This is a genomic window from Clostridioides sp. ZZV15-6597 (assembly GCF_020657815.1).
Classification (GTDB): Bacteria; Bacillota; Clostridia; order Peptostreptococcales; family Peptostreptococcaceae; genus Clostridioides.
The window spans coordinates 1-12,125 of sequence record NZ_JAGWCT010000118.1; the positions used below are offsets into that span (position 1 = coordinate 1).

Below are 12,125 nucleotides of genomic sequence, written 5' to 3' on the forward strand. Positions count from 1 at the left end.
ATATTAAGATATTTTAAAATATAAATTACCTATGGTAAAACTTGCATATAAAAAATAAAAATTTTATAATTATATTACAGATTATTTAAAATAAAACATCAAGTTATAAGTTGAAGAAAAGAGGATGTCATGAAGTTATTTCAGCAAAAAACACAAGTTCATAAATTTAAAAATTCAAAAGAATTTATAGAAGAATTCAAGATTTGTAAATCAGATTTTATATTAACAAGTAAAAATGCATATGATACATATTTTAAAAGCTTTGGTTTGGATGCACATGTAGAATATAAAAGTAAGTATGGAACTGGTGAACCTGATGATATAATGATGGATAAATTATTGGATGATTTTTCAAAAACTAATTGTACAAGAATTATTGCTATTGGTGGGGGAGCAGTTATTGATATGGCAAAGTTGTTAGTACTGAAAGATGGAAAGAAATCAAGTGATTTATTTCAAAAAAAGGTTCCTTTAGAAAAAATAAGAGAATTAATAGCTGTTCCTACAACTTGTGGAGCAGGTTCAGAGGTGTCAAATATTTCAATTGCAGAAATAACAGAGATGAATACGAAATTTGGATTAGCTGTAGATGAATTATTTCCAGATTATGCAGTTTTAATTCCAGAGTTATTACTAGAGCTTCCATATTCATTTTTTGCTACAAGTGCAATTGATGCTTTAATACATGCTATAGAATCTTTTGTATCTCCAAAGGCGAGTATTTATACAGAAATTTTTAGTACCAAAGCTATAGAGATGATTTTAAATGGATTTCAGCAAATTGTGTTAAATGGAAAAGATTATAGATTTGATATTATAGAAGATTTTTTGGTTGCAAGTGATTTAGCTGGTATTGCTTTTGGAAATGCTGGGACAGGAGCAGTACATGCACTTTCATACCCATTAAGTGGAGTTTATCATGTTACTCATGGGGAAGCTAATTATCAGTTTTTTATAGAAGTGTTTAAAACATATAATAGATTATCACCAGATGGTAAATTAGCAAAAATAAATATGCTTTTGAGTGAAATAATGAATTGTAAAGTACCAGAGGTATATGAAAAAATGGAAGAACTACTTAATAAAATTATTACAAGAAAAAGTTTAAGAGAATATGGAATGAAAGATTATGAGATAAATAGTTTTGCAGACAGTGTCTTGGATAGTCAACAAAGGTTATTAAATCAAAGTTATGTTAAACTTAATAAAGAAGAAATAGTAAATATATACAGAACATTATATTGATAACTCAAATCTAAAAGTTAATTGCTTTATATTTAGCTATAACTCAAATTTATGAAAAGCGATGGTTTTAATTAAATCATCGCTTTTTATGACTTATATTTTTATAAGATAATGTATCTTGCACTTATTAAAAAATATATATTTCATTTAATTATGACAAATAAAGATAAAATTTAAATATTTTAGAGGTAATTTTATTTATATATAGAATTTTAGAATAATGATATACAAATGTATTATATTACTATTTTATATCAAAAATAGTAATATAATAGTCATATACATTTAGAAAATTTATTGTTTAAAAGGAGTAGGACTTATGATAAAAAAAGAAATGGGTAATTTTAAAGGAAGTAGTGATTATGTAGTATCACCAGAACTAATGGCATCAGTTAATGTTGCTATAGCACTTGAAAAACCACTTTTAATTAAAGGAGAACCTGGAACAGGAAAAACTATGCTTGCACAAGCAATTTCAAATCAACTACAAAAAGATTTAGTAATTTGGAATATAAAATCAACTACAAAAGCACAAGATGGACTCTATGTATATGATACTGTTCAAAGACTTTATGATAGTCAATTTGGAGGTGAAGGAGTAGATGATATTGGTAAGTACATAAAATATGGTAAATTAGGAGAAGCATTTAGTTCACAGCAACAAGTAATTCTTTTGATAGATGAAATAGACAAGGCCGACTTAGAGTTTCCAAACGACCTACTTTGGGAATTAGATAAAATGGAGTTTTATATAAATGAAACAAAAGAAACTGTAACAGCAAAACAAAGACCTATAGTGATTATAACTTCGAATGCAGAAAAAGAGCTTCCAGATGCTTTTTTAAGAAGATGTATATTTCATTATATAGAATTTCCTGATAGAGATATGATGGAGGAAATAGTCAAAGTACATTTTGATAAAGTTGAAGAACATTTATTGGAACAAGTAATGACTACTTTTTATTGGATTAGAAGTTTAAGAGAGATACAAAAGAAACCTAGCACATCAGAATTAATAGACTGGATACAAGCATTGACTTTGAGTGGAATTCCAATTGAAAAAATAGAAAAAGAGGTTCCTTTTGCAGGGATACTGCTTAAAAATAATGAGGATATTGAATCTATGCAAAAACGTTTGTAGTCAATAGGAGCTGAATAATTATGTTTATTAAATTTTTTTATTTATTGAGAGCAAGAGGTCTAGATATATCTTTAAATGAATGGATGACTTTAATTGAAGCACTGGACAAAGGGCTTTGTTATTCAAATTTTTCTAATTTTTACTATCTTTGTAGGATGATTTTAATAAAAAGTGAAAGTAATTTTGACAAATTTGATGCAGTATTTTTGGAGTATTTTAAAGGTATAGAACACAAAGAAGAAATTCCAGAAGAGATTATGAACTGGCTTAAAAAGCCAAATGTTGATTTAGAAGGATTTGAAAGATTAGAACAAAATCCAAATATAAACCTTGATGAATTGAGAGCTAAATTAGAGGAACGTATAAAAGAACAAGACTCTCCACATAATGGAGGAAATTACTGGATAGGAACAGGAGGTACTTCTGAATTAGGTCATTCAGGCAAAGGTCAAACTGGTATACGTATAGGTGGAACTTCAACCTATGGAAGGGCTGTTCTTGAAGTTGCAGGAGAAAGAAAGTATAGAGATTTTAGAGATGATGAAGTTTTAAATATGCGTCAATTTCAAGTTGCATTAAAAAGACTTCGTCAATTTTCTACTAGAATAGATGCTCCAAAGACAGAACTTGACTTAGATAAAACCATTGAAGAGACTTGTAATAATGCAGGGTATTTAAAATTATTCTTTGAAAAACCAAGAAAAAATACAGTGAAGCTTTTGCTACTTATAGATTCAGGGGGTTCAATGAGAGGATATAGTACTTTATGTAATACATTATTTCAGTCTGTAAGTAAATCAAATCACTTTAAAGATGTAAAAGTATACTATTTTCATAACTGTTTTTATGATAGATTATTTACGACACCAGAATGTTGGCTAAGTAAGTCTATTGATACTGAATGGATATTACAAAACATAGATAAAAACTATAAAGTTATAATCGTTGGTGATGCCTCTATGGCACCTTCTGAGTTACTTCATATTGGTGGTAATTATAGAGGTCCATATAATGATACACCTGGAATAGAGTGGCTTAAAAGATTCAAAAGAAAGTATAGTAAAATTGTGTGGCTAAATCCAGAACTGAGAGATGGATGGGATTCAATCAGTTATTGGTATCAGACTCAAAGGTTAATACAAAGTGAGTTTAATATGTATCCATTAACTGTAAAAGGATTGGAAAAATCATTGAAAAATTTAATGGTTGCGAAATAATATAAAAAATGATGGTACAAATTATCTAAAAGATGTACCATCATTTTTTATATTATAAATTGTATAATTGAAATTTAAAAATTATGTAACCTAATACATTTTAGACTTACAAAAAACATATACATTAATAATAATTTTAGAAATTGAGGTGATTATAATAAATTATGAATTAATCGTAAAATACAATGGAGATATATTAAGATTAGAGCAAGAATTAGGTGTTTCAGTAGAAATACTTAATTCTTCATATGCAATAATAACATCAAGTGATGAAGAAGATATAAATAGATTACTGACTTATCCAGAAATAGAGTTTATAGAAAAACCTTTTATATTACAAACTCAAGACATCCAAAGTTTTTCAAGCACAGGGATAACAGGTTTTAAAAATAGAACAGGATTAACTGGAAAAGGGACTATAATTGGTATAATTGATTCGGGTATAGATTATACTTTGCCTGTATTTAGAGATAGTGATGGAAGGTCTAAAATATTATACTATTGGGACCAGTCTATACAAGGAAATCCTCCAGCAGGTTTTAAAGAAGGAACATTATATATTAATGAAGATATAAATAATGCAATAGCTGGTAATACATATATACCTATTTCAACGACTAGTCTACATGGTACACATGTTGCAGGTATTTGTTCAACTATTGCAAGTGATGCTAGGATAATAGTAGTAAGAGTTGGAAATATACAGACAGATGTTTTTTCAAGAAGTACAGAGTTTATGAGGGCGATTAAATTTATTTTAGATAGGGCATTAGAATTAAGAATGCCTGTCACATTAAATATAAGCTATGGAAGTAATGAAGGTTCGCATAGAGGAACTTCTTTATTTGAGCAGTATATAGATGATATGTGTTTATTTTGGAAAAATAATATAGTGGTAGCGGCTGGTAATAATGCAGATAAGGGGGGTCATAAAAGGATTAGACTTCAAAATAATACTACAGAAGAAGTTGAGTTTGTAATTGGAGAAGGGGAACGTATATTAAATATAAACATATGGCCAGATTTTATTGACGATTTTAGTGTACATTTAGTAAGTCCATCAAATAGTCAGACACAATCAATTTCTCTAACTTCAGGTGAAATAAGAAATACTTTAGGAGAGACAAGAATTACTGGTTATTTTTATCCTATAGCACCATATTCTCTTACTAGAAGAGTTACTTTGCAGTTAAGTTCAAATACACAGATAAATCCTGGTTTATGGAGAATTATATTTGAGCCTATAGATATTGTAACTGGTAATATAAATATATATCTACCAACTTCTGAGGGATTAAATAGAAACACGAGATTTTTGATTCCAACTCAAGAACTTACGGTTACAGTTCCTGGAACAGCAAGTAGAGTTATAACTGTAGGTAGTTTCAATTCAAGAACAGATATAGTATCCATATTTTCTGGCGAAGGAGATACACAATTAGGAGTGTTTAAACCAGACTTATTAGCTCCAGGCGAAGATATAATATCTTTTTTACCAGGAGGTACAAGTGGAGCATTAACTGGAACGAGCATGGCTACTCCTCATGTCACAGGAGTTTGTTCGTTGTTTATGGAGTGGGGAATTGTAAATGGAAATGATTTATTTTTATATTCACAAAAGTTAAGAGCATTACTTCTTAGGGGAGCAAGAAGACTAAGTAACCAGCAATATCCGAATAATTCATCAGGATTTGGATTTTTAAATTTATCAGACATAGATTTGTATACTTTATCGAGTATAAATCAAGACTTAGAAACAGAAGACATTGGATATAGAAGCATTAATAAGTCATTTAAAGATGAAGAAAATAATTATAAAATTATAGAAGGTTATAATGCTCAAAGAAATGATGACTTAAATTTGGAGGATTTTCTAAGTGAAAATATGGATAGACAATCAGGAACATTGGCAGGAATAAATGTAATTCATACTCCTGAATTTGAAGATGAGTTAGCCTCATTGGGTATGAGTCAAGATTTTATTAAGTTAAGTGACTCATTTGGTGTATTGTCTATAAATACTACAGACTATAATAGTATACAACGAGTTTTGGAACTCCCATCAGTTATAAGGACGGAATCGACTATAAAGATGACACTGCTTGGAGAGATTAATCAAGGTACTTTTGGTGGTGTAGTTGCAACCGAAGAAATAGGTGTAAATTTTTTTAAAAATAATCCAAATATAACAATAACAGGAAGAGGTACTCTTATAGCAATTGCTGATACAGGAATAGACTATCTACATAAAGACTTTATATATGCAGATGGAACCTCAAAAATAGCCTTTTTATGGGACCAAACAAAGGATGGAACTCCACCTGAAGGTTTTTATATTGGTACAGAGTATACACGAGAAGATATTAATAGAGCAATTGCAGAAAATGATGCTAGTCTATCTCAAGATGAAGTTGGGCAAGGGACTATGATAAGTGGTATATGTGCAGGTCTTGGTAATGTAAATAAGGAATATGCAGGAATAGCTGAAGATGCTGAATTAATAATAATAAAAACTGCTAAGATAGAAGGATTTTATAATAGTGCAATGTTATTTGCTGCGTCTCAGTATGCATATAAAAAATCTTTTGAACTTGGGAGGCCATTAGTAATAAATATATCTTTGGGTAGCAATAGTTTAGTTGGATTGACCAATAGAAGTAATAGTGAAAAAGCATTTTTTACTAGAGGGTTGTGTATAACAGCAGGAGCTGGAAATGAAGGGAACACTCAGACACACACATCTGGAAGAATACCAAATGTAGGAAGTGCTGTTGAAGTCGAGTTGGAATTAAATGAAGAAGAAGAAGAATTATCAGTTGAGCTTTGGTTGAATAAACCAGATAAGGCAGATGTAATAATAGTGTCTCCCACTGGTGAAGAAAGTAAAAGTGTTGGAATATCAAGTTATAATAGGGTAACAGGTTTATTTGATTTAGAAGGAACTGAGTATTCTATAACATATGTATATCCAACTACTTTTTCAGGTCAGCAGTTTACCAATGTTACTCTGAGAAATGCTAAAAGAGGAATGTGGAAGATTAGATTAGTAGGGGTTTACATTGTAAATGGAATATATAACTTGTATCTTCCAAATAGAGCTCTTTTAAAAAGTGGAACTAGATTTAGAGAGGTTGACCCTTTTTATACTATAAATTATCCTGCTGTTCAGGACGATTTAATAACTATAGGAGCTTACAATACTATTAATAATAGTTTGTGGCAAAGTTCATCAAGAGGGCCAACTATTGAAGATAGATTAAAGCCAGACTTAGTAGCACCAGGAGTTAATATAATAGCTGCATATCCTGGAAATACATATGCAACTATAACTGGTACAGCAGCAGCTAGTGCACATGCTGCAGGAGCTGCTGCGATGTATTTTCAATATACTTTTGTTGATAGGAGATATCCAAATCAAGCATACGTCCAAAAAATAAAAACTTTTATGCAGGCTGGAGCTAGAAAAAATCAAACTACAGAGTATCCAAATACAAGTGTTGGATATGGAACTTTGGACGTTAGAGGTATGTTTGATGTGTTAAGATAGGAGGGATTTATGGAAAAATCTTATTGTATAATTTATCAGGGTGATATAGAAACTGCACTTCAACAAAATGGAATAAATAGATATATGGTTTTAAATAGTCAGCTTGCAGTAATATATGTACCTATGGACTTTGATGAAACTATTTTAAATAATATACTACAAGTTGCTTGGTGGGAAGAATCTGCTCCAATGAGTAGTTTAATTGAAATAACTAATAATATGAATAATGGAGAAACTATTACAACAGCTACTGAAGCAGAGTATATTTACGAGAATCCATATAATGATATAACAGGAAGAGGAATTTTATTAGCAGTTATAGATTCTGGTATAGATTATTTACATCCTGATTTTGTGAACGCAGATGGAACAAGTAAGGTTTTACGATTATGGGATCAGGAAGAAAATACAAATCCACCACCAGAAGGATTTATTTTTGGTAGTGAATTTACAAGAAGTGAATTAAGTTTAGCTATAAGTAGAAATGATGGAAGTTTAAGTCAAGATAATATAGGTACTGGAACTTTGGCTTCTGGTATATTAGTAGGAAATGGAAGAGTAAATTCACAATATAGAGGTATAACTACAGAGTCAGATTTGATAGTGGTTAAATTAAAATCATATACAGATACGTATTATGCTGGAAGGATAAATTATAGTGTTTCAGATTTTTTAGCAGCTATAACATATGTTACTAATATAGCAAAAACAGAAAATAAGCCTATAATAATAAATCTTACTATTGGAGTTAAGTCAGGTGCTGTAGCAACTACTTCCATATTAGACACATTTAATATATTAAGTAGTGCTGGTGTTGTATTAGTAAGTGGCGCAGGTAATCAAGGGAATACAGATATTCATTATGCTGGAAGATTTAGTAGTTTAAATGAAGTCCAAGATGTAATAATACAAGATGGTGACGATTACGCACTTGATATAACACTCAATACAAATGGCCCAGATAAGATAGGGGCACAAATAATATCTCCTTCAGGTGAAGTTAGTCATGATATAAGATATTCCCCAGATTTTTATGTATATAGAGGAAAGTTTAATCTGGAAAATACTACTTATTCAATGAGATTCATCTATCCATATATCACTTCTGGAAATGAAAGTCTAGAGATAAGACTGAGAGATATAAAACCTGGTGTGTGGACGTTGAGGCTAACTCCAGAACTCATAATAGGAGGAGAGTATGACATATATTTACCAAATAAAAACTTGATAGCACCAGATACAAGATTTTTAGACCCAGACTCAGTGGCTACAATAACTATGTATGCTGCTGGTGATGATGTAATTACAGTTGGTACATTTAATAATAAGACTGATAGTATGTGGATTGGTTCATCAAAAGGGCCAATTAGAGGAAGAGGAATTAAGCCAGATATAGTAGCCCCAGGAGTAGATATAATATCTACATATAAAAATGGAACATACAATACAGCAACAGGTACAGGCGTTAGTAGTTCTATAGTTTCTGGAGTCTTGGCCTTGTTAATGGAATACTTGGAAAAACAAGATAATATCCCAAGGTTATCATTGTTTACACAAGTTTTAAAAACATATTTAATATTGGGAGCTACGAAGCTCGATATATATACATATCCAAATGTTTCACAGGGATATGGGATTTTAAATTTAAAAAATACAATTCAACAGATAGCAAATACTTTATAAATAAAAAAAATATGTAAATAATGGCATTTTATCTGTTATAAATTTTACTTATGAATTTAATTTGAAAAATTGCTAAAACTATTACAAAATAAATATATAGAGGTGATAGTTTTGGAAAGTAAAAAAGCAAGAGCATTAAAAGGTAAAGATAACAAAAGACTTAGAAGTCCACTTTTAGTTGGAAATGAATCAACAGCAGCATGGGCTGATGTTGAAAAATTAAAACCTCATAGTAAAGTTTCAGTACCTTCACTTAAAGGCGTTGAAGAAGCGAAAGATTGGGTTGATAATGGAAGTAAACTGTAAAAACTTCTATACTTGATAACAAAAATAAATAATTTATTGTATTTAAGTAAAGTAGTATTAGTTTAAAAAGCTTAAAGTTAAACTTAGGCTAATAAACAGCATACTACTTTACTTTTTTTATAGATGTCAGAAGGCAAAATGTAATTTATAAACATTTGAAAGGGAAATATAAATTTTTGAATATAAATGTTTATATTATAGATTATATAAGACTAGTAAATATCAATTGTATAAACTTATTGACTAAAAATTTATAAATTGGTATAATTTTGTTAATTAGCGGAAATAATAGAAGATAAATACTGTGAAGAGAAGAGTAGATATAAAATGTAGTTTTAGCGAGTTGAGGATGGTGAAAGCTCAATACAAGTTTTATATTGAAGAACATCTTGGAGTTTCTAATCGAAAGCTTATTTAGCAAGTAGACTTAGACGGAAGGCACCGTTATAGGCTTTAAGCATTGCTTAACTAAGAGGTCATTTATGACAACTAGGGTGGTACCGCGAAAGTAATAGTCTTTCGTCCCTTTATACAGGGATGAAGGGCTTTTTTTATGGAATTATATTTAGAAAAAATTACTAAAAATTAAACTAGGAGGCTTTAAAATGCAAAAGGAATTTATAACAGTAAAAGAATTGTACAGAGATAAAGAACAGTACATAGGAAAAACTGTCAAAGTAGCTGGGTGGATAAGAACATCTAGAGTATCTAAAAACTTTGGATTTATAGAATTAAATGATGGAAGTTTCTTTAAAAATATGCAAATAGTATTTGATGAAAAAGTTGAAAATTTTAAAGAGATAGGTAAATTGGCAATAAGCTCATCTATACTTGTAGAAGGTGAGTTGGTATCTACAGAAGGAGCTAAACAACCAGTAGAAATACATGCAAAAAATATAGTTGTAGAAGGTGAATCAGATAGTTCATACCCACTACAAAAGAAAAGACATACACTTGAGTATTTAAGAACAATAGCACATTTAAGACCAAGAAGTAATACTTTTTCAGCTGTATTTAGAGTAAGATCAATAGCTGCATATGCAATACACAAATTCTTTCAAGAAAGAAACTTTGTATATGCACATTCTCCAATCATAACAGGTAGTGACTGTGAAGGTGCAGGAGAAATGTTTAGAATAACAACTATGGATTTAAATGATATTCCAAAAACAGAAGATGGAAAAATAGACTATACACAAGATTTCTTTGGGAAAGAAGCTAATTTGACAGTTAGTGGGCAATTAAATGCTGAAATAATGGCACTTTCTTTTAGAAATGTTTATACTTTTGGGCCTACATTTAGAGCTGAAAACTCTTATACAGGAAGACATGCTTCAGAATTTTGGATGATAGAGCCAGAAATAGTTTTTGCAGACCTTGAAGATAATATGGAACTTGCAGAAGATATGATAAAATACGTTATAAACTATGTTTTAGAAAACGCTCCAGAAGAAATGGAATTCTTTAATAGTTTTATAGATAAAGGATTGCTAGAAAGACTAAATAAAATAGTAAACTCTGAATTTGTTAGAATAACATACACTAAAGCAGTAGAGTTATTACTTGAATCAGGACATGAGTTTGAGTATCCAGTAGAATGGGGATGTGATCTTCAAACTGAACATGAAAGATATATAACAGAACAAATATACAATTCTCCAGTATTTGTTACGGATTATCCAAAAGATATAAAAGCGTTCTATATGAGAATGAATGAAGATGGCAAAACTGTTAGAGCAATGGATTTATTAGTTCCTGGTGTTGGAGAGATAGTTGGAGGTTCTCAAAGAGAAGAAAGAGAAGATGTACTATTAGATAGAATTCATGAAATGGGATTAAATGAAGAAGATTACTGGTGGTATTTAGAACTTAGAAAATTTGGTACTGCTACTCACTCTGGATTTGGTCTTGGATTTGAAAGAATAATTATGTATATGACAGGTATGTCTAATATAAGAGACGTTATACCTTTCCCAAGAACTCCTAAAAATGCTGAATTCTAATAATTGTAACCTATAATATGATTATATAATTTTTCTATATAATAAATAGCTTGTGTGCTATCTGATTTAGATACATACAAGTTATTTTTATTGTGTTTACAAATATATGTAGTTTGCTTATTCATATTTTATTATACAATGTAATTATAAGTTACTTATACTAGGAGGATAAATAATTGGACTTGGCGATTATACAATAGAAGGTTGTGAAATGATTGGTGAACAAACTGCTAAACTTTATTTTAATCCTATTGGGTATCCTTATGATGGAAACGAAGTTCTTCAAGAGGCACTAAAAGCTTTTGGAGTGACAATAGTGAGTGTGATTGGATAACGTTTATTGTGCTATACTATAACTAGTAGAGTAATTTTTTGGAAGTTTAAATATAAATTATATTTAAGCATTATCTTTATGTAAATAGTATAAAAATATATAAGGTAATTTAAATCTAAAAAATTATTGAATAGTATATTTATTACACAAAAAGTTTTATCATTATCATGAGGGGGAAGTAATAATGTTTAAGAAAGGGTTGTTTATAGTTTTAAGTTTGGCACTTATATGTACAGGCTGTAGTTCAAAAAATGGTTCTAAAGGTAAGCAAGCAGACAGAGATAATTCTCTTATACTATTAAAAAATGATGAGAATAACTCAGACGATATGACAGATGTATACATAAAGACAGAAGGTAAGGATGAAGAAAAAATAGCATCAGATGTACCTACATATACTAAAAAAGATTATATAAATGGAGAACAATCAATATTAATTCAAGATAAAGGAAATAATTTATATAAGTATAACCTAAAAAAAGAAAAGGAAAAAATAGCATCAGATTTATCTTCTGATGAAATTAATTCATATGAATTTATGCCTTCTTCAAACACTATAGCATATATATCATCAGAAAAATCTTTGTATGTAAAATACGATGGAAAAGATAAAGAAAAAATAGCTAATGATGTTGTATTGTATAGGATG

Annotated in this window: 9 protein-coding genes and 1 other annotated feature; all 9 genes read left to right on the forward strand. The window is 29.7% G+C overall.

The genetic code is table 11. The annotated features are described in order from the left end of the window. The first annotated feature begins 129 nt into the window (after positions 1-129). The gene (locus tag KGF52_RS18205) at positions 130-1,245 is read left to right on the forward strand and encodes a 4-hydroxybutyrate dehydrogenase (RefSeq protein WP_227841158.1); all 1,116 of its coding nucleotides are present in this window, start codon (positions 130-132) and stop codon (positions 1,243-1,245) included. Positions 1,246-1,564: 319 nt separating this feature from the next. Continuing rightward, positions 1,565-2,386, forward strand: coding sequence for an AAA family ATPase (locus tag KGF52_RS18210; protein WP_227841159.1), 822 nt, complete (start codon positions 1,565-1,567; stop codon positions 2,384-2,386). 20 nt (positions 2,387-2,406) lie between these two features. Continuing rightward, positions 2,407-3,603 carry a vWA domain-containing protein gene (locus KGF52_RS18215; RefSeq protein ID WP_227828865.1) on the forward strand — a complete coding sequence of 399 codons (1,197 nt, stop codon included), beginning with the start codon at positions 2,407-2,409 and terminating at the stop codon, positions 3,601-3,603. Between the two features lie 148 nt (positions 3,604-3,751). Next, positions 3,752-7,150, forward strand: a complete 3,399-nt coding sequence (gene cspBA, locus KGF52_RS18220; protein ID WP_227841160.1) for a bifunctional germination protease/germinant receptor pseudoprotease CspBA — start codon at positions 3,752-3,754, stop codon at positions 7,148-7,150. A 9-nt stretch (positions 7,151-7,159) separates the two neighbouring features. Then, positions 7,160-8,833 carry a bile acid germinant receptor pseudoprotease CspC gene (cspC, locus tag KGF52_RS18225; protein ID WP_227841161.1) on the forward strand — a complete coding sequence of 558 codons (1,674 nt, stop codon included), beginning with the start codon at positions 7,160-7,162 and terminating at the stop codon, positions 8,831-8,833. Between the two features lie 102 nt (positions 8,834-8,935). Then, the gene (locus KGF52_RS18230; protein ID WP_227828862.1) at positions 8,936-9,139 is read left to right on the forward strand and encodes a CDIF630_02480 family spore surface protein; all 204 of its coding nucleotides are present in this window, start codon (positions 8,936-8,938) and stop codon (positions 9,137-9,139) included. Between the two features lie 295 nt (positions 9,140-9,434). Further along, positions 9,435-9,669 (forward strand) — a binding site (T-box leader). Positions 9,670-9,744: 75 nt separating this feature from the next. After that, positions 9,745-11,142 (forward strand): asparagine--tRNA ligase, encoded by a 1,398-nt coding sequence (gene asnS, locus KGF52_RS18235; protein ID WP_227437264.1) that lies wholly within the window; start codon positions 9,745-9,747, stop codon positions 11,140-11,142. A 211-nt stretch (positions 11,143-11,353) separates the two neighbouring features. Beyond that, positions 11,354-11,476, forward strand: coding sequence for a hypothetical protein (locus tag KGF52_RS21490; protein ID WP_255642559.1), 123 nt, complete (start codon positions 11,354-11,356; stop codon positions 11,474-11,476). Between the two features lie 184 nt (positions 11,477-11,660). Next, on the forward strand, positions 11,661-12,125 hold a 465-nt coding region (locus tag KGF52_RS18240), incomplete at its 3' end, for a hypothetical protein (protein WP_227841162.1).

What these genes read in the sequence shown, in the direction of transcription:
- KGF52_RS18205 (WP_227841158.1), top strand. Translation starts at nt 130, where the DNA reads ATGAAGTTATTTCAGCAAAAAACACAAGTTCATAAATTTAAAAATTCA.
- KGF52_RS18210 (WP_227841159.1), top strand. Translation starts at nt 1,565, where the DNA reads ATGATAAAAAAAGAAATGGGTAATTTTAAAGGAAGTAGTGATTATGTA.
- KGF52_RS18215 (WP_227828865.1), top strand. Translation starts at nt 2,407, where the DNA reads ATGTTTATTAAATTTTTTTATTTATTGAGAGCAAGAGGTCTAGATATA.
- cspC (WP_227841161.1), top strand. Translation starts at nt 7,160, where the DNA reads ATGGAAAAATCTTATTGTATAATTTATCAGGGTGATATAGAAACTGCA.
- asnS (WP_227437264.1), top strand. Translation starts at nt 9,745, where the DNA reads ATGCAAAAGGAATTTATAACAGTAAAAGAATTGTACAGAGATAAAGAA.
- KGF52_RS21490 (WP_255642559.1), top strand. Translation starts at nt 11,354, where the DNA reads ATGATTGGTGAACAAACTGCTAAACTTTATTTTAATCCTATTGGGTAT.